Genomic DNA, 19,149 nt, shown 5'->3' on the forward strand with positions numbered 1-19,149 from the left:
GATAACGGGTTCAAACCAAATCTTTGAAAACCTAAACGCATGAAACCATCCCGAGAGCTCTTTGAGTTGGTTAAGTCACTAACCAAGTCAGAAAAGCGATTTTTCAAGCTGACTTCTTCCCTTCAAAGTGGCGACAAGAACTACCTCAAGATTTTTGACGCTATCGATAAGCAAACTGAATACGACGAAGAAAGTATCAAGGAGCAATACCACGGCGAAACCTTTGTAAAGCACTTCCCTTCGGAAAAGAACCACCTGTACAAGCTGATTCTTAAGAGTCTGCGTGCTTATCACTCTGATAATACGGTGAGCTCAGTGCTCAAGCAGGAGATCAAGAACATTGAAATCCTTTACAAGAAAGCCCTTTTTAAGGAATGTAATAAATTTTTATCCCGGGCCAAAAAGACCGCCATTGCTCATGAGAAGTTTTATTATTGGTTTGAACTGCTCAACTGGGAAAAGCTCTTGTTGGAGGAGGCCTATGAGGCCGGAGAGTTTACCCGCGATATTGATGAGCTGATTCAGGAAGAGCAGGAAGTGATTGAAAAGCTGAGAAACCTGGCGGCTTACCACGTGCTTTACAGCAAGATTAATTTCGTGTTTCGAAGTGGAGGTTTTGTGCGAAGTGATGAGGACAGGGCAGTGGTGGAAGAGATTTCCAATCATCCGTTAATCAAAGGAAAAAACACGGCTCTCAGCCACAGGGCGGCAACCATTTGCTACTACATACAGGGGTTTTGCGCCATGGCCAACCGCGATACCCAGCTCAGCTATGAAAAGTTCAGCCGTGTGCGCGAAATTCTTGATCAGAACCCATTGGTGAAGAAAGACGTAGCCCGGAGATATGTGCGCACCCTTAACCAGATCCTTCTCAATCTCATTGACTTGCGGAAAATGGACGAAGCGCGCAAGTTGATTCAAACCATGCGGTCGCTTCCGGCCAACGCGGCCTTTGCCAGTACCGATATTCAGGTGCTGATTTTCAGAGCAACTTATCAGGCCGAGTTGAAGTGGTACCATCAAAAAGGCGATTTTGAAGGAGCCTTGCCGCTCATTGACGAAATCCTGAAAGGTTTTGCTGATTTTGATGATAAGATCAGCAAGGAGCAGCAAATTGTATTTAACTACAGCATTGCGTACACCTATTTTGGCGCTGGAGAGTACTCCAAGGCATTGTACTGGAATAATAAGGTGCTCAATGACAACGAGCCCAACCTGAGGCAGGATATCTACAGCTATGCCCGTCTGTTTAATCTGGCCATCCACTACGAGCTGGGCAATCAGGATTTGATGGAATACATCATTAAATCAACTGCGCGATACCTCAACCGCCGCCAGCGCGATTACCAGATTGAAGTGCTCATTTTGGGATACATGAAAAAAATAGCGAGAAGCCATTTCGAAAAGGACATCAAGCCGCTTTTTGAGAAGTTTTATCTAAACCTGAAAGAAAACATCAACCTGAAAACCGACCGTGTGCTTTTGGAGTACTTCGATTACTTTGCGTGGGCAAAAAGCAAAATAGAGGGCTCGTCATTCGCCGAGTCTGTAAAAGAACGACATGAAAAGGGGCAATTGGTCGGGTGAGATATGAAGTACTGTTAAAGCTGCTGGCTCGACTTTAAATATGGATGGGAAATGGATTTGACAAAAATCAATGCCGGAGAAAATTTGTTCAAGGATGCTGATTTCGGCCTGGCCATGCAGTGGCTGCAAACCCTTGTAGAGGATTTGACGGAAGAGGAAGGCTGGCACTTGCTGATGAAGATTTACAACGAGGGCTTTACAGAAGACCAAAAGGACTCACTCAGAGAACGGAAAAGCAAAAACCCCCTGCTCGTTCCTGCAAACTTCATTACCATCATTAGTATGACCTTTACCGAAATCATTGCCCACAACCAAGGCACGCTCATGTCGTTTGGATATGAGCGAATAAAGGTAAGGTACTACATCGGAGCAGACTAGATAATCTCCTGAGCGAACTGCAGCTCCATTTTGAGGGTTACCTCATCGTGAATGAGGTTGTTTCCCAGATCATCAAAAAAGCGGCCTGAGCCGTAACGAACGTTGAACAGGCTTCGGTCAAACTGCAGCTTTACACTGAATCGCAAGGATTCCTGGCCGTCATGGTGCGAGTGCACCTCTGCTGTTACAGGATGCGAAATGCCCCTGATATTCAAAGTGCCATCCAGTGAAAAGGAGTCGTCAAAAATGTTGCCTGACGTGCCGGTAGGACGAAAAACCGCCACAGGAAATTCTGTAACGTTAAAGAAATCGTCGGATACCAGGTGAGAGCGGAGTTTTTCATTGCGTCCGGCATCATCAATATCATCAACGGCAATACTATTCATGTCGATACGTACCACCCCGTCGGTAATCACTCCGTCTGTAACAGCTAAACGCCCATCCAGAACTTTCACGGTGCCATTGTGGTTACCGCCAACTTTGCTTGCATACCAGGCCACTTCTCCGCGGGTATAGTTGTAAGCTGAGGCCTCCCCCACCACTTTCACATCGGCGGGAACCATGTTTGAGGTTTTCTTGTCCATTTTGAAAGAGGTTCCTGTACTGCCGGTTCTGTCGCTTGCAGGACTGTGATCACCATGACCGTAAAACTGGCCGAGTAAGGGAGCAATCACCAGACCTACCAGGCAGGTAAGCTTGATGAGGATGTTCATTGAAGGGCCTGAAGTGTCTTTGAAGGGGTCTCCAACCGTATCACCGGTTACAGCGGCTTTATGTGCATCCGAGCCTTTGTAGGTCATTTCACCGTCAATCATCACACCGGCTTCAAACGATTTTTTGGCGTTATCCCAGGCGCCTCCGGCGTTGTTCTGGAAGATGGCCCAGAGCACACCCGATACGGTTACACCTGCCATGTAAGCACCCAGTGCTTCAGGGCCCATGATGAATCCTACCAATACGGGGGTAATAATGGTAATGGCACCCGGAAGCATCATTTCCTTGATGGCTGCATTGGTTGAGATCTCCACACATTTGGCGTACTCGGGTTTGCCGGTACCTTCCATAATGCCAGGTATTTCTTTGAACTGTCGACGTACTTCTTTCACCATTTCCATGGCAGCTTTACCCACCGAATTCATGGCGAGAGCCGAGAATACCACGGGAATCATACCGCCGATAAACAGCGCCGCAAGCACATGTGCTTTAAAAATGTTGATACCGTCAATGCCTGTAAACACGACATAAGCAGCGAAAAGCGCCAAGGCGGTAAGTGCTGCTGATGCGATGGCAAATCCTTTTCCGATGGCTGCGGTGGTGTTTCCTACCGAGTCCAGAATGTCAGTTTTTTCACGAACCTCTTTGGGAAGGCCGCTCATCTCGGCAATACCTCCGGCGTTGTCGGCAATGGGTCCAAATGCATCAATGGCGAGTTGCATAGCGGTAGTGGCCATCATGGCCGAAGCGGCGATAGCTACACCGTAAAACCCTGCCAGTGCGTAGGCACCCCAGATTGCACCGGCAAAGAGCAGGATGGGAGCAAAGGTTGAGAGCATGCCTGTAGCAAGTCCTGCGATTACGTTTGTCGCGTGGCCGGTACTTGATTTTTGAACAATATCCATCACAGGCTTTTTACCCATTCCGGTGTAGTATTCCGTAAAATAGGAAATGGCACCACCCACGGTGAGCCCTACGAGTACGGCACCAAACACGCGAATGGTATCAATGTCCTTCACGCCTTCACCGAAGTAGTAGATGCTGATGCTATCGGGCAGAATCAGGTCAATGGCAAAGTAAGCAGCTACAGCGGTGAGAATAATTGATCCCCAGTTTCCGCGGTTCAACGCACTTTGAACTTCTGCTTCTTTGGCGTTGTCGTCCTTGATTTTGATAACCAGGGTTCCGATAATACTGAAAATGATTCCTAACCCAGCAATGATAAGTGGCAAAAGAATGGGGCTGATACCTCCAAAACCGTCGTCGGTAATTGAGCCACCCATGTCGCTAATCACATAGTTGCCGAGCACCATGGCCGCGAGTACGGTAGCTACATAAGAACCGAAAAGGTCGGCACCCATACCGGCCACGTCTCCCACGTTGTCTCCCACGTTGTCTGCAATGGTAGCTGGGTTTCTGGGGTCATCCTCCGGAATACCGGCCTCTACCTTACCTACAAGGTCAGCGCCTACGTCGGCAGCTTTGGTGTAAATACCACCACCTACACGGGCAAACAGGGCAATAGATTCAGCACCGAGTGAGAATCCGGCGAGCGCCTCCAGAACGATGGTCATGTCGTTGGTGTTGGTCCATTCGCCCCCCATAAGCCACGCAAAAAGCACGATAAAAAGCACGCTCAGTCCAAATACAGCCAAACCTGCCACACCAAGTCCCATTACGGTACCTCCGTTGAAAGAAACAGCCAGTGCCTTCTTGAGGCTGGTTCTGGCTGCCTGCGTGGTACGCACATTGGCCGCAGTTGCGATTCGCATACCTATATTACCTGCAATGGCGCTAAAGGATGCGCCAATCACAAAAGCAACTACAATAAACCAGTGCGAGTGGGGTACGAGAAAAGAAATCACCCCGAGCAAAATACCTGCAATCACCACAAAAATCGAGAGCACGCGGTACTCCGCAGCAAGAAACGCCATGGCTCCCTCGCGTATGTGCTTGGCCAGCCCCTTCATGTTATCGTCACCGGCATCCTGGGCGTTTACCCATTTTGCTTTTACAGCCATTACAATAAGTCCGATGATGGCCATAAGCGGCACCAGGTACAAAAAGCTTGTCATATCAATTGGATTTAGGTTCGTTCAATTTTCGGTCGGCAAAAATAGACTTTTTCACCTATGTAAAGGATAACAGGCAAAGAACGCCAGGGCAAACGCATTTAGAATATCAATCCAGAAGCTGTCAATAAAGATACTTGCCGACGGCTTTACCTCTTGAGAGGTATCAGGTTGGTGTCAACTTTTTTTTGGAACTTCACTTTAGTGTTGATATTCAATTTCTTTGCGCTCGTTGCGCCAGCCTGCCGCTGGCAGGCCTCCTATTGCGTTCCTTGCGGTTAAGAATTTTTACCGCCTGCCATGCCGCAGGCAGGCGCGAAGTACGCAAGGGAGACTTCTCATTCAAAATCACTTTTTGTTGTTATTAAATCTAAACAGTTTTAAGTGCGTTTGCCCTGCAAAGAACGCGCTCAGGCGCTTTGAAACTTAACTGTGGGGTAACAGGGAAAATTCCCGCTTACCGGTAGCTCACGTCTTTTGCTGCGCGTACCACGTCGCCCACATTGGGCATGGCTTCATCTATAAGCGAAGTAGAGAATGCAAAGGGCGTATCCGCCATGGTTACTCTGCGGATGGGAGCGTCCAGATAATCGAATGCGTGACGTTGCACCCGGTAAGAAATTTCAGACGACACGGAAGATACCGGCCAGCTTTCTTCCAGAATTACAAGACGATTGGTCTTTTGTACTGATTTCACAATGGTCTTAATGTCCAGCGGGCGGATGGTGCGCAGGTCAATCAATTCGGCAGAGATACCCTCTTTCTGGAGTTCATCCACCGCCTGATGCGCGGTTTTCATGATTTTTCCGAACGAAACAATGGTCACATCACTCCCCTCGCGAACCACATCAGCCACGCCAATCGGAATCAGGTATTCGCCTTCCGGAATTTCACCTTTGTCGCCGTACATTTTTTCGGATTCCATCACCAAAACCGGGTCGTTGTCGCGAATGGCAGACTTTAGCAGCCCCTTGGCGTCGCGTGGGTTGGAAGGAGTTACCACTTTAAGCCCCGGAAAGTGCGAGTACATAGCCTCAAAGCTCTGCGAGTGGGTGGCTGCGAGCTGGCCGGCCTGTCCGTTGGGGCCTCTAAACACTATGGGTACCCCAATCTGTCCGCCCGACATTTGCAGCATCTTGGCTGCACAGTTGATAATCTGGTCAGCGGCAAGCACGGCAAAGTTCCACGTCATGTACTCCACAATGGGGCGCAGGCCATTCATTGCAGCTCCCACGGCAATTCCGGTAAAGCCCAGCTCAGCGATGGGAGTGTCAATAACGCGCCTGGGGCCGAATTCATCGAGCATTCCCTTACTGGCTTTGTAGGCACCGTTGTATTCGGCTACCTCTTCGCCCAAAAGAAAAACATTGGGATCTCTTCTCATTTCCTCGCTCATGGCCTCAGCCACAGCTTCTCTGAACTGTACCGTTCTCATGGTTTCTTGAATTGAACCGCAAAAGTAGAAAATATGCCTTGTAATAAGGTTGCAATGGTGATATTTCAATTGCCAAACAAAGCAAAGTTTCGGATGTTTTAAAGTGAAAACAACGAAGTGCGTCGCCCGACACATAAGACCAAAACCGAGGTTTCAGTTGCTGAAATTTGGTTACTTTTGACGCGATTTTTTAGAACCCTGAAAACGTTATGAAAATACTCGTATGCATCAGTAAAGCACCGGATACCACATCCAAAATTGCTTTCACCGATAACAACACCCGCTTTGATGAAAACGGTGTTCAGTTTATTGTTAATCCCTACGATGAGTGGTATGCTCTTGTGCGCGGATTGGAACTGAAGGAAGCCAATGGCGGCTCCGTGACCATTGTCACCGTTGGAAAAGCCGACGCTGAGCCCATCATGCGCAAGGCGCTGGCCATTGGAGCCGATGAAGCGGTGCGCATTGACTCCGACCCGACCGATGCACTTTTTGTAGCCAAGCAAATCGCAGCACATGCCAAAGAAGTAGGCTACGATATGATTCTCACGGGAAAAGAAACTATTGACTACAATGGTTCACAGGTGGGTGGCATGATTGCAGAGCTGCTCGACTGGCCTTATCTGTCGCTGGCCATTAAACTGGAGATGAACGGCAGCACGGCATCCATTACCCGCGAGGTGCAAGGAGGCACCGAAGACGTGGAGGTAAACGGCTCGTTTGTGCTCAGCGCCGCAAAAGGAATGGCAGAGCAGCGAATCCCGAACATGCGCGGTATCATGGCTGCCCGCACCAAGCCGCTCCAGGTAAAGCCGGCAGCGGATACAACTATTCATACCCAGATTGCGTCTTACACCCTTCCACCGGCCAAAGGCGATTGTAAATACGTGGACGCTGAAAATGCAGCACAGCTCATCGAAATGCTCCACAAAGAAGCCAAGGTTATTTAATCCATTCAAAAGACTTGTTAAGATGAAAGCGATTGTTTTTGCAGATCATAAATCAGGAAAAATTACCAAGGCCGGTTTGGAGGCCATCAGCTACGCCAAAGGCATGGGTGCCGAGCCGATAGTGGTGTCTTACGGAAGCCTCGAAGGTGATGGCGGTGCCGGTAGTGCGGGTGCAGCCGAAGTTGTGGTTGCCACGGCTATTCAGCAATTCGACGGCCAGAAACTTACCCGTTTGGTGGTCAAGATGGCCGAAGAAAAAGGCGCTAACGTGATGATTACCTCTCACGACCACGCCGGAAAAATGGTAGCTCCCCGCGTAGCTGCGCGTTTGGACGTGGCCATGATTTCAGGAGCAACAGCACTGCCGTCCAATAGCAACGTGCGCAAGAATGTTTTCAGTGGAAAGGCCATGGCCGACGTGAACCTGAAAACCGACAAGCAGGTCATTACGGTGATGCCCAACTCAGTGGGAATCACACAGACCGATGCAACAGCCAATGTTTCTACTACCGATTTCGACGGCGGAAACAGCGCTGTTACCGTAAAAGCATTTCACCCGCTGAGCACCGATGGCTCGGTTCCTTTGCCTGAGGCAGAACTGGTAGTGTCAGCAGGCCGCGGGTTGAAAGGTCCCGAAAACTGGGACATGATTGAAGAACTTGCCAAAGAACTGGGTGCAACTACTGCCTGCTCGCGCCCTGTTGCAGATTCAGGCTGGCGACCGCACCACGAGCACGTTGGGCAAACCGGTGTAGCCATTCGCCCGAACCTCTACATCGCCGTTGGAATATCAGGAGCAATTCAGCACCTGGCTGGTGTAAACGCATCGAAAACCATAGTGGTGGTGAACACCGACCCCGAAGCTCCTTTCTTTAAATCAGCTGATTATGGCATTGTAGGCGATGCTTTTGACGTGGTGCCCAAACTTATTGAGGCAGTAAAAGAGTTCAACGCGAACAAATAAGTTCTTATCTTAGAGCCTTCGCCCCGAAATGCACTTGGGGGAGACCTGCCTTATGGAGAAAATTGCGCTTGACATTATCGGACTGAGCTACAGCCAAACACAAAATGGCGCTTACGCCTTGTTGTTGGCCGAGCGAAACGGTGCCCGCAGATTGCCCGTTATTATCGGTGGATTTGAGGCGCAGGCCATCGCTGTGGAAATCGAAAAAATGACTCCAAGCCGCCCGCTTACCCACGACTTGTTTAAGCGCCTGGCCGAAACTTTCAGAATTGAAGTGCTGGAAGTGATTATCTACAACCTGGTGGAAGGAATCTTTTTTGCCAAAGTGGTTTGCCGCGAAGAAGGCTCAGACGAAATCCAGGAAATTGATGCCCGTACCTCCGACGCTGTGGCCATTGCCGTGCGCTTCAAGGCTCCTATTTTTACTTACGAGTTTATTCTTGATTCAGCAGGAGTGATTCCCGATGAATCAGAGGAAGAAGCGGAAGAGAAAGCAATGCAACAGGATGAGGTGCTTGCATCCTCCACTTCCTCGTCAGATATGTCTGTTGAAGAACTCGAAGAGCAGCTTGCGGCAGCCATTGAACGCGAGGATTACGAAGCGGCTTCGCGCCTGAGGGATGAGATTTCCCGAAAAAAGGGCGAAAACTGAGCACAAACCTGCGGCTTGTTTGCCGACTTCGTCCTGAACAGAGTCTGTCCACACTGGTGATTGCAACGCCTAGAATGGACTTTTAGGACAAACACTAATTACTATCTTGCCCCCAATTTGATGCACCTATCCCAATGGAGATATTGAGGGGAGTTACTGGGCTGCTTTTTCTGGTAGCCTTGGCGTGGGTTTTTTCTGCGAAGCGAAAAGCCGTGTCGTGGCCGCTGGTGGCCAAGGGTATGATTTTTCAAATTGTACTGGCCCTGTTGATTATTAAGGTGGATGCTGTTCAGGTGGGCTTTGAATACGTGGCGCGCGCCTTCGTAAAGGTAATTTCCTTTACCGATTTCGGTTCTGACTTTCTCTTCACCAGTTTTGTGGATGGTAAAGTGGCCGCAGGCCTGATGAATTTTGCCTTTCGCGTGCTGCCCACTATTGTGTTTTTCTCGGCGCTATCATCCTTGCTTTACTACCTGGGAGTGCTGCAATGGGTGGTGTATGCCTTTGCCTGGCTGATGAAGCGAACACTGAAACTTTCCGGTGCGGAAAGCCTGGCCGCCGCCGGAAACATTTTTCTCGGCCAAACTGAATCACCCCTGCTTGTAAAGCCCTATCTCAACAACATGTCGCGCTCCGAAATTATGTGTCTCATGACCGGGGGAATGGCCACCATTGCCGGCGGAGTGCTCGCTTCTTACATCAACTTTTTGGGTGGCGATGATCCGGTGCAGAAAACTCTTTTTGCCAAACACCTGCTTACGGCGTCCATTATGTCGGCACCGGCGGCTGTGGTCATGGCCAAAATCCTCATCCCCGAAAGAGATATTGTGGATGACTCTATGGCCATCTCTCGCGAAAAAATGGGCACCAACGTACTGGAGGCTGTTGCAAACGGAACCACTGATGGACTAAAACTGGCTGTGAATGTAGCTGCCATGCTGCTCGTGTTTACCGCGTTCATCTACCTCGGAAACTACATTCTCGGAGACATCATCGGACATTTTACCGGCCTCAACGACATCATCGCTGCCAACAGCCGCTACGACCAGCTTTCGTTTCAGTTTATACTGGGTTACATTGGCGCACCGGTGGCATGGCTTATTGGTGTGCCTCCGGCCGATATGGTGCTGGTAGGGCAGTTGCTGGGTGAAAAGACCATCCTCAATGAGTTCTACGCCTACGTAACACTTGGGCAGATGAAAGATGGCATGGTGTTCAGCAACGACCGCTCCATCATTATGGCAACCTACGTGCTGTGTGGCTTTGCGAATTTCGCCTCCATCGGAATCCAGATTGGTGGTATCGGTACCTTAATCCCCAACCGAAAAGACCTCCTTGCACAACTGGGTGTACGTGCCCTTATTGGTGGTACCCTGGCCTGCCTCTCTACCGCTGCCATTGTAGGGATGATGATCTGACCTGCGCTTTGAGGCAAAAAAAAACCGCCTCCCCCGATATGCCGGGAGAGACGGTTTTTTCAAATGGCCTTTATCAGGCGTCTTTCTTGCCGAGCATCAGCAACTCGTCGCATACCACCTGGGTGCTGTAGCGGGTGTTGCCTTCCTTGTCGGTGTACTGGCGGGTTTCCAGCTTTCCGGTGATGGCCACTTCCTGACCTTTGCGCAGGTACTTGCCCGCAATCTCTGCGGTCTTTCCCCAGGCAATTACGTTGTGCCACTGAGTGTCTTCCACCTGCTCGCCCTTGTTGTTGCGGTAGCGCTCGCTGGTTGCGATTGACATACGCGCCATCTGGCCGTTGTCAAAGGTTTTTACTTCGGGCTCTGCGCCCAATCGTCCGATCAATTGTACTTTGTTACGCATGTTCATAACATCAGGTATTAAGGGTTTAACATTTTTGATTTGCTGTCCGGTTTTGTTGTTTGGACGATGCAAAGAGCGGCAATCGGGCTAACCCAAGTCGTATATCAAGTGTATGTAGTCGTATGTAAGCGTTTCAATACGGCTTTTGCCCCGTAGAATAATGGTTTTTGCAAAAACGGAAAATGTGTGAAAAAAGAGCTTGTTCCTTATTTGGCTCTTTATTTCTGCCCTCGAAACAAAAAAAAGCGCCCTCATGCGGAGGGCGCTTCCTGATATTATTGAAAATTAAACCGGGGGCTCATTGATACTTCAGATCAAATCGGTCCAGGTCCATCACTTTGGTCCATGCGGCTACAAAGTCGCGCACAAACTTTTCTTTTGCGTCGTGGCTACCGTAAACTTCTGCAAGCGCCCGCAGTTCTGAATTGGATCCAAACACGAGGTCTGCGCGGGTAGCTGTCCAGACAAGTTCACCACTTTTTCGGTCGCGACCTTCAAACAACTCATTGGTTTCGTTGGTGGGTTTCCACTCGGTGCGCATATCGAGCAGGTTCACAAAGAAATCGTTGGTGAGATGATCTTTTTTATCGGTAAACACTCCGTGCTTTGAGCCGTCATAGTTGGTGTTCAGCACGCGCATTCCACCTACAAGCACGGTCATTTCGGGTGCGGTAAGGGTAAGCAGCTGGGCCTTGTCAATCAGCAGGGCCTCTGTTGAAACGGTGTAGCGGGTTTTCAGGTAGTTTCTAAAACCATCGGCAATGGGTTCCAGCAATTCAAACGAAGCCACATCGGTTTGATTCTGCGTGGCATCCGTACGTCCGGGCGTAAAAGGCACCGCAATGTTGTAACCCGCATTTTTGGCGGCTTGCTCAACACCTGTATTTCCGGCAAGTACAATGAGGTCGGCCATCGACACTTTGCGGTCTTTGGATTTCCCGTTAAAGTCCTTCTGCACTTTTTCGAGTTCGCGAATCACCTTGTTGAGCTGCTCGGGGTTGTTTACCTGCCAGTTGCGCTGAGGAAGCAAGCGAACACGCGCGCCGTTGGCACCTCCGCGGCGGTCAGAATCGCGATAGGTAGAGGCCGAAGCCCATGCTGCACCAACCATTTCGCTGATGTTCAGGTTGGTTTTCAGGATGGCGTCTTTCAGTTGACGAATATCGCCATCGTTAATAAGTCCGTAATCGCGTGCCGGAATGGGGTCTTGCCATATCAGGTCTTCACCCGGAGCCTCAGGGCCGAGGTATGCGCTGCGCGGGCCCATGTCGCGGTGAGTAAGTTTGAACCACGCCTTGGCAAAGGCTTCGGTAAACTCGTCGTGGTTTTCGTAAAAACGGCGCGAAATCTTTTCGTACTCGGGGTCAAAGCGCAATGAGAGGTCGGTGGTGAGCATGGTGGGCTTGTGCTTTTTGTCGGGGTCAAAGGCGTCGGGGTAATCGGCCTCCGCGTCTTTGGCCACCCACTGGTGCGCACCGGCCGGGCTTTTGGTAAGCTCCCATTCGTGCTCAAAAAGCGACTTAAAAAATCCGCGGCTCCATTCGGTTGGGGTCTTTACCCAGGTTACTTCCAGTCCTGAAGTAATGGCATCGCCTGCTTTTCCGCTGCCGTGGGTGCTGGTCCAGCCAAATCCTTGTTCTTCAATCCCGGCTGCTTCCGGCTCCGGACCAACATGTGAAGGGTCGCCGGCACCGTGAGACTTACCAAAGCTATGACCTCCGGCAATGAGCGCAACGGTTTCCTCATCGTTCATTCCCATTCTGCCGAATGTTTCGCGAATGTCGTGTGCAGCGGCCACTGGGTCGGGATTGCCGTTAGGGCCTTCGGGGTTCACATAAATAAGCCCCATTTGTACTGCCGCAAGCGGGTTTTGGAGTTCACGGTCGCCTGAGTAGCGCTTGTCGCCGAGCCACTCTCCCTCCGGCCCCCAGTACACGTGCTCTTCGGGCTCCCATACATCTTCGCGGCCTCCTGCAAATCCGTAGGTCTCAAATCCCATGGATTCCAATGCCACGTTTCCGGTGAGAATCATCAAATCGGCCCATGAAATGGCATTGCCGTACTTCTGTTTGATGGGCCAGAGCAACCGGCGGGCTTTGTCGAGGTTGGCGTTGTCGGGCCAGCTGTTGATGGGTGCAAAACGCTGCTGTCCGGCACGTGATCCCCCGCGGCCATCGCCTGTTCGATACGTACCGGCGCTGTGCCACGCCATGCGGATAAACAGTCCGCCGTAGTGGCCAAAGTCGGCTGGCCACCAATCTTCTGACTGGGTCATCAATTCCTCAAGGTCTTTTTTCAGCGCCGCGTAGTCGAGTTTTTGAAAAGCATCGGCGTAGTTGAAGGCATCGTCCATCGGGTTCGACATGGATGAGTTCTGACGAAGAATGTGAAGGTTCAGCTGGTTGGGCCACCAGTCGCTATTGCTCCGCCCCATGCCAATTACTCCGTGCGTAGGGACTTCTTTGACTGCTTTGCCTGCGTCAGCGGGGCGTGATGCGTCATGTGCTTTGGAACCACGTGCGCTGGCTTCTTCGGATGTTGGGGCGCCCGCGGTTTTTCCTGTAACCGGGCATACTGCGCCGTCCTGCGCATAAACGGAAAAGGAAAGCAGCAATCCCGAAAGTAAGACGAGTTTTTTCATTGCTATGTAGTTTTTTGGTTGTGAATACTTTTTTGTTGAAGGCAAAGCTACTGGTTGGGCATGACCCTGCCCAATGGCTGAGCTGATGGTAAGATAGAGAAAATGTATGAAGCCACGGCATGTTATTGAGTCCTTTCTGCAATGTCTATTTTTACGGGCAAAGAACTGTCATGAAATACATCTGTTTGTCTGTTGTTTTGGCCTTTTTAGTCAGCGCTTGCGAGTCCCTGCAACAGGAAGTTTCAAAACAACAGGATCCGCAAATACCGTCGCAGGAATACCTTGTTGCAGCAACATTATGGGTGCAGCACTCAGCGGAGTACCGCGCTCTATGCTACCAGGCTTACGAATGGGCCGGGTGGCGACTGCAGAATATTTTACAGGATGAGCCTTCTCAACCCGCGGTGATTCTCGACCTGGATGAAACGGTGCTCGACAACAGTGCTTTTACCGGATGGCAGATTGAGAACGACGAGCCTTTCAGCTATGAAAGCTGGGCGCAATGGACGGCCCTTGCCGAAGCACTTGAGGTTCCGGGTGCGGGTGATTTTCTTAGGATGGCCGATTCTCTTGGCGTAACATTGTTCTACGTTTCAAACCGCGATACGTCTGCGTTGCAGGAAACCATCCGAAACATGGAGCAATTCAATATGCCCCAACTTAAACCTGAGCATTTCCTGCTCAAAACCCACACCTCGGGCAAGGAAGACCGCAGGGCCGAAATTGAAAGCCGGGGCTACGATGTGGTACTTTTAATCGGCGATAACCTGGGTGATTTTCACGAGCAGTGGGATAAAGCAGATACAGCCACCCGCCAGAGACATACCGATGAATCGCGAAGCAGGTTTGGCTATGACTACATTGTGTTGCCCAACCCCATTTACGGTACATGGGAGGGAGCGCTGTACAACTACGATCGCAGTTTGAATGACGCCCAGCGCGATGCTATCCGCAAAAAAGTACTGCGCGTGGCGCCGTTATGAGGGGAATATCTAACGATTCGTGGTTGAATCTGCAGCCGTGAAATCAATCAGAAACTCGATTTCCACTTTGCGGTCGAGTGGATTGGGCTCCTGAGATTTATTGTCGCCGAGGTAATTCAATACCATGCGCGAGTTGTCAATGCCCGAGAGGGCGATGTAATCGCGTACGCGCTGCGCCCGCATTCGGCTCAGAAGAATGTTGTGCTCGGGGTTACCAGTGCGATCGGCAAAACCGGTAATCATGACCTTGTAGTTGCGGTTGCGCATGAGTCCGGCAACGATTTCATTCATAATAACCTGATGCTGAAGGGTGAGCTCGGCGCTGTTTCGTTCAAAAATCAGGGCAACAGGCTGCAGTTTGCGCGCAGAGGAGCTTCCGGATTCTGCGCCGGTTTTCAACTCGCTGATCATCTGGTGAATTTCGTCAATCTGCTGTTGGAGCCGCGCTTCTGATTCGCGCTGTGCTGCAGGTTGGGTGCGCAGTTCGTTAATCTGGCTTTGCATATCCTCAAATCGGTCATTATACTTCTCCATCAACCGGTTGTTTTGCTCAAGAAGGGTGAGGATACGTTCGTTGAAGTCGCGCTGTGCGGGCTCAACGGCAGCGGTGGCGGCGGGTTGTTTGAGGTCGAGTTTCAGGGGAGGAGGCTCCGGCACATATTCGGGCTCAACACCAAACTCCATAGGAGGAATTTGCTGGTTTTTTCGGAATACGGGTTCTGGCGGAGAATCGAGTTTGGCAATACGCTGGTTGATGGCGGCAATCAAGTGGTGGGGAGCTTCGGGCAGCTCAAAAAGGGAGTCAATGAGCATCATCACCTCTTGCTTGTTGGAGCGTTCCACGCGTGCCATCAGCTGTTCGCTGCGGTCTTTTGGCTCGGGCTCCGCAGTAGTGAGCAGCCTTCCGTGCATGTCGATGGGAGCGGGGTGGTCCTCGAGCACTTCCTCAAGCTCCCGATAGGCCAGACCTTTAAAGTCAATCAGCTGCCTTTGCAAGGTGTAGTGACCAACCCGAGTGCCTGTGGCCGGTGAGGTGGGTTGCTGGTAGTCTATGTCTCGGCCGCTCAGCGAGTGAAGGGCGTGCAATTGCTTTTCGAGCCGGCCCGAAAACCCCCAGAAGGCCTCCGATGCCGGGTGCTGGTAAAACCCCAGAACGTGTTGCACCAACTCATTAATCCTCGCAAAATCCTCATCGCGGCTTCGCTTGAATTGCACCTTTCCGGTACTCCAGTCCAGCATTTCGTCGAGGTAAAACGAAAGGGAGTAATCCACGAGATCCATCACGCGCTCTTCGGGCTTTACGGCCCGCACAGTGTAATGGTTTACAATGTATCGGTGCTCTGTACTTCCCGCAAGTATAAAATCTTGTGCGCCCACACCGGCAGTATCGCCGTGGTAGTGATTTACCACGGTAACCTGCTGCGATTGCCCTGGCTGTGCCATGTACAGCATTAGCAAAGCGGTTGATATGTAGGGCGCTATCCTCATGGGAGGGCGGTCATTGTCAAGTCTGCAAAGTACAAATGTGCTCGGTGCCTACGACAGTAACAACCTACAAATTTTCAAACAGTTGATGTTGATTTGTTCACAATCCAAAAACCTCCCCTGTTCAGATTTTCGGAATCGGGTGCATACCGCATGTGTTCGGCGCATTGAGCCAAGGAACGGTTTGTTTACAGCTGTTTGCAGTTGGCGGGGTGCAAGATGCAAGGCAACCATTTTAGGTGCCTCCCGTCTATACCAAAGAAGCCGACACATAAACAACGGTTGAGGCGGCTTGTAAACAAACAGAAAAATTAAAGCTATGGAAACGATGAACGGATTAGTTGAATTCTTTGCCGGACTTTACCAGTCGCTCTACGCATTTATGGGTGACGGACTGTTTATCACGCTGGCTGTTTTTGCCTTTATTGCGATTGTTGCTCAATGGAGACTCTATGAAAAAGCCGACCTCCCAGGATATGCTTGTCTGGTTCCTGTCTGGAACGTGGCCATCTTCCTGAAGTTGTTGGGCCGTCCCTGGCAGCACATGTTTTACCTGCTTATTCCGGTGTACAACATGTACTTTATGGTGAAACTGTACATTGAACTCTGCCACTGCTTCGGCAAGCGCAACATTGTGGATTACGTATTGGTAATCCTGTTCAATGGCTTTTATATCCTGAACCTGGGTCTATCGTACGAAGAGAAGTACTACGGCCCCGTTTACGGCAAGTCAGCCGCCGAAGGCAACAAAGAGGTTGCTTCGGCGCAATTGGCCTAGGCGCTCTCAACGATTTGTCGAGCGGCACGAAGCGCAGCTTCGATGCCGCTCGTGTTTTTTCCACCCGCTGTGGCAAAGAAGGCTTGCCCGCCGCCTCCGCCCTGAATGTGCGTGGCGATTTCGCGAATGATTTTGCCAGCGTTGAACCCCGCGTTTACCGCTTCATCGCCCAGTACCAGGGTCAGCACTGCTTTGTCATCACTCTCAGAGGCGAGCACCAGAAAAAGTTGAGGCAGCTCATTGCGAAGCTGAAAACACAAATCCTTGGCGGCACCTGCATCCAAATCGGCTTTTTGCGCAGCGAATAGCACGCTGCCTACACTTTCAAGCTTTTGCTTTAACTCGTCTTTGAGGTTGGCCGCACCGGCTTTGCGCGCTTTATCCACTTCCTTTTGAAGTTTCGCATTTTGCTCTTGCAGACCGGCAATGCCTTTGAGTGGGTCGTTGTGATTTTTCAGCGTTTCGCGCACTTTGTTCAGCAGCTCCATTTCCTGCTTTAAGTAGTTGCGCGCAGCCGCTCCGGTCAGCGCTTCTATCCTGCGTATTCCGGCGGCAATACCCGACTCACCCACAATCTTAAACAGGCCGATGTTTCCCGTTCCGGGCACGTGACAGCCTCCGCACAACTCGCGCGACTCGCCAAATTCAATCATTCTTACGGTATCGCCGTACTTTTCGCCAAAAAGTGCCATTGCCCCCCGCCTCAGCGCTTCTTCCTGCGGAATGTCGCGGTACTCCTGAAGCGGCAGGTTGCTTTCAACAGCGTTGTTCACCATGTCTTCAATACGCTCCAGCTCCTCAGTGCTCACTTTGCTGAAATGTGAAAAGTCGAACCGCAGATAGTCGGGATGAACCAACGAACCTTTTTGCTGCACGTGCGTGCCCAATACCTCGCGCAATGCGTGGTGCAACAAGTGTGTGGCACTGTGATTGGCTGCAGTAGTACCGCGTTTTTGCGCGTCAACATAAGCGGTAAATACTGCCGATGGGTCCTTGGGTAGTTTATCGGCAAAGTGAACAATGAGGTTGTTTTCACGACGGGTGTCGAGAATTTCAACACGCTCGTTGGCGTTTTCAATACGGCCCGTGTCGCCTACCTGCCCGCCGCCTTCAGGGTAAAACGGAGTGCGGTTCAGCACAAGCTGGTACTGCTTCTTTTTCTTCACCGTCACCTCGCGGTAGCGCGTGATATGTACTTCGGAGGAAAGGTGGTCGTAGCCCACAAACTCCACGTCGGGGTTGTTGGAAACTAACACCCAGTCTGCGGTTTCAATAGCCGTTGCGGCTCTTGAGCGCTCTTTCTGGCGGTTCAGTGCAGCCTCAAATCCCTGCATGTTCACCGTCCAACCTGCTTCCGACAGAATCAGGGCAGTGAGGTCAATGGGGAAGCCATAGGTATCGTAAAGCTCAAAAGCGGTCTCACCATCCAGTTCTTTGGTGTTTCCTTTTTGTAGCAGTTCCTCAATGCGTGAGATTCCTTTTTCGAGGGTGCGCAAAAAGGTTTCTTCCTCCTCACGAATCACGTTTTCAATGAGATTTCTCTGTGCTTTGAGCTCGGGAAAAGCATCGCCCATTTGGCCTTCAAGCACTGCTACAAGCTTATGCAAAAAGGGCTCGCGCAGGTTGAGGAATGAGAAGGCATAGCGCACCGCCCTGCGCAGAATCCTTCGGATAACGTAGCCTGCCCCCGTGTTGGATGGAAGTTGACCGTCGGCGATGGCAAAGGCAATGGCCCGGATGTGGTCGCTTACCACTCTGAATGCCACGTCCTGCTTGCTGTTTGAGGCCCCGTAGCCCATTTCGCATTGTTTTTCGATGGCCTCAATCAGGGGTTGAAAAACGTCGGTATCGTAGTTGCTTGTTTTACCTTGCAGAGCCATGGCGAGGCGCTCAAGCCCCATACCCGTATCAATGTGCCTTTTGGGCAACGGATGCAACGAACCATCAGCTTTTCGGTTCATCTCCATAAACACCAGGTTCCAGACTTCCACCACCTGTGGGTGATCACGGTTTACCAGTTCGGCCCCGGGGGTGTTTTTTCGCTCCTCTTCGAGGCGCAGGTCAATGTGGATTTCTGAGCACGGTCCGCAGGGTCCTGTTTCGCCCATTTCCCAGAAATTGTCTTTTTTGTTTCCCGGAAGAATACGCGAAGGCTCTACAAAGCGCTCCCATAATTGGCGCGCTTCATCGTCGGCGGGTAGTTTTTCGGCTTCATCACCTTCAAATACTGTAACATAGAGTAGATTCGGGTCAATGCCGTACACGTCAGTGAGCAGTTCCCAGGCCCAGGCAATGGCTTCGTCTTTGTAATAGTCTCCAAATGACCAGTTTCCGAGCATCTCAAACATGGTGTGGTGGTAGGTGTCCACACCCACCTCTTCCAGGTCGTTGTGTTTTCCCGATACGCGCAGGCATTTTTGGGTATCCGCGATGCGCGGGTACCTGGCCGGCTCATTGCCTAAAAAGATGTCTTTAAAGGGGTTCATGCCTGCATTGGTGAACATCAACGTCGGGTCATTTTGAATGACCATCGGAGCGGAAGGCACAATGGTGTGGCCTTTTGAAGCGAAAAAATCGAGGAATTTCTGGCGGATAGCGCGAACTTTCATCTGTTGCAGAGCGGGTTATTTCTAAAGAATCGTTAAGGCCGTCTAAAAGGAGGGGGAGCAAAATTAGATTATTTTTACTT

The 19,149-nt window shown here is 50.8% G+C and carries 14 protein-coding genes; 8 read left to right on the forward strand and 6 right to left on the reverse strand.

Annotated elements, in window-relative coordinates; translation table 11 throughout:
- The first annotated feature begins 39 nt into the window (after nucleotides 1–39).
- Nucleotides 40–1,587, forward strand: a complete 1,548-nt coding sequence (locus tag EA392_02545) for a hypothetical protein (GenBank protein TVR41018.1) — start codon at nucleotides 40–42, stop codon at nucleotides 1,585–1,587.
- A 51-nt stretch (nucleotides 1,588–1,638) separates the two neighbouring features.
- Complete coding sequence (locus EA392_02550) at nucleotides 1,639–1,965, forward strand: hypothetical protein (protein ID TVR41019.1); 327 nt, start codon at nucleotides 1,639–1,641, stop codon at nucleotides 1,963–1,965.
- Here the strand turns inward: EA392_02550 and EA392_02555 are convergent.
- Together EA392_02555 and EA392_02560 are read right to left on the reverse strand one after the other, a co-directional pair.
- Entirely contained in the window at nucleotides 1,962–4,754 is a 2,793-nt protein-coding gene (locus EA392_02555) for a sodium-translocating pyrophosphatase (GenBank protein TVR41020.1), read from the reverse strand. The genes EA392_02550 and EA392_02555 overlap by 4 nt on opposite strands.
- Before the next feature lie 454 nt (nucleotides 4,755–5,208).
- Entirely contained in the window at nucleotides 5,209–6,186 is a 978-nt protein-coding gene (locus EA392_02560; protein TVR41041.1) for a pyruvate dehydrogenase complex E1 component subunit beta, read from the reverse strand.
- A 209-nt stretch (nucleotides 6,187–6,395) separates the two neighbouring features.
- Here EA392_02560 and EA392_02565 point away from each other — a divergent pair, with 209 nt between their 5' ends.
- From EA392_02565 to EA392_02580, 4 genes are all read left to right on the forward strand, one after another.
- Nucleotides 6,396–7,136 carry an electron transfer flavoprotein beta subunit/FixA family protein gene (locus EA392_02565; protein ID TVR41021.1) on the forward strand — a complete coding sequence of 247 codons (741 nt, stop codon included), beginning with the start codon at nucleotides 6,396–6,398 and terminating at the stop codon, nucleotides 7,134–7,136.
- Nucleotides 7,137–7,158: 22 nt separating this feature from the next.
- On the forward strand, nucleotides 7,159–8,100 hold the full coding sequence (locus EA392_02570; GenBank protein TVR41022.1) for an electron transfer flavoprotein subunit alpha/FixB family protein: 942 nt from the start codon (nucleotides 7,159–7,161) through the stop codon (nucleotides 8,098–8,100).
- A gap of 52 nt (nucleotides 8,101–8,152) precedes the next feature.
- The gene (locus EA392_02575; protein ID TVR41023.1) at nucleotides 8,153–8,752 is read left to right on the forward strand and encodes a hypothetical protein; all 600 of its coding nucleotides are present in this window, start codon (nucleotides 8,153–8,155) and stop codon (nucleotides 8,750–8,752) included.
- Nucleotides 8,753–8,886: 134 nt separating this feature from the next.
- The gene (locus EA392_02580) at nucleotides 8,887–10,170 is read left to right on the forward strand and encodes a Na+ dependent nucleoside transporter (GenBank protein TVR41024.1); all 1,284 of its coding nucleotides are present in this window, start codon (nucleotides 8,887–8,889) and stop codon (nucleotides 10,168–10,170) included.
- Nucleotides 10,171–10,243: 73 nt separating this feature from the next.
- Here EA392_02580 and ssb read toward each other — a convergent pair whose 3' ends face one another.
- Nucleotides 10,244–10,579, reverse strand: coding sequence for a single-stranded DNA-binding protein (gene ssb, locus EA392_02585; protein ID TVR41042.1), 336 nt, complete (start codon nucleotides 10,577–10,579; stop codon nucleotides 10,244–10,246).
- 292 nt (nucleotides 10,580–10,871) lie between these two features.
- Nucleotides 10,872–13,214, reverse strand: a complete 2,343-nt coding sequence (gene katG, locus EA392_02590) for a catalase/peroxidase HPI (protein ID TVR41025.1) — start codon at nucleotides 13,212–13,214, stop codon at nucleotides 10,872–10,874.
- Between the two features lie 119 nt (nucleotides 13,215–13,333).
- Between katG and EA392_02595 the strand changes: the two genes are divergently transcribed.
- Nucleotides 13,334–14,197 (forward strand): 5'-nucleotidase, lipoprotein e(P4) family, encoded by an 864-nt coding sequence (locus tag EA392_02595; GenBank protein ID TVR41026.1) that lies wholly within the window; start codon nucleotides 13,334–13,336, stop codon nucleotides 14,195–14,197.
- A gap of 9 nt (nucleotides 14,198–14,206) precedes the next feature.
- On the opposite strand, the gene EA392_02600 is transcribed toward EA392_02595, so the two are convergent.
- Nucleotides 14,207–15,685 (reverse strand): hypothetical protein, encoded by a 1,479-nt coding sequence (locus EA392_02600; protein ID TVR41027.1) that lies wholly within the window; start codon nucleotides 15,683–15,685, stop codon nucleotides 14,207–14,209.
- A 379-nt stretch (nucleotides 15,686–16,064) separates the two neighbouring features.
- Here EA392_02600 and EA392_02605 point away from each other — a divergent pair, with 379 nt between their 5' ends.
- The gene (locus EA392_02605; GenBank protein TVR41028.1) at nucleotides 16,065–16,460 is read left to right on the forward strand and encodes a hypothetical protein; all 396 of its coding nucleotides are present in this window, start codon (nucleotides 16,065–16,067) and stop codon (nucleotides 16,458–16,460) included.
- Here the strand turns inward: EA392_02605 and EA392_02610 are convergent.
- A complete protein-coding gene (locus tag EA392_02610) occupies nucleotides 16,457–19,069 on the reverse strand; it encodes an alanine--tRNA ligase (GenBank protein ID TVR41029.1) in 2,613 nt (870 codons plus the stop codon). The genes EA392_02605 and EA392_02610 overlap by 4 nt on opposite strands.
- Nucleotides 19,070–19,149: the final 80 nt, after the last annotated feature.

It is taken from the genome of Cryomorphaceae bacterium (assembly GCA_007695365.1).
Taxonomy (GTDB): Bacteria; Bacteroidota; Bacteroidia; order Flavobacteriales_D; family SKUL01; genus SKUL01.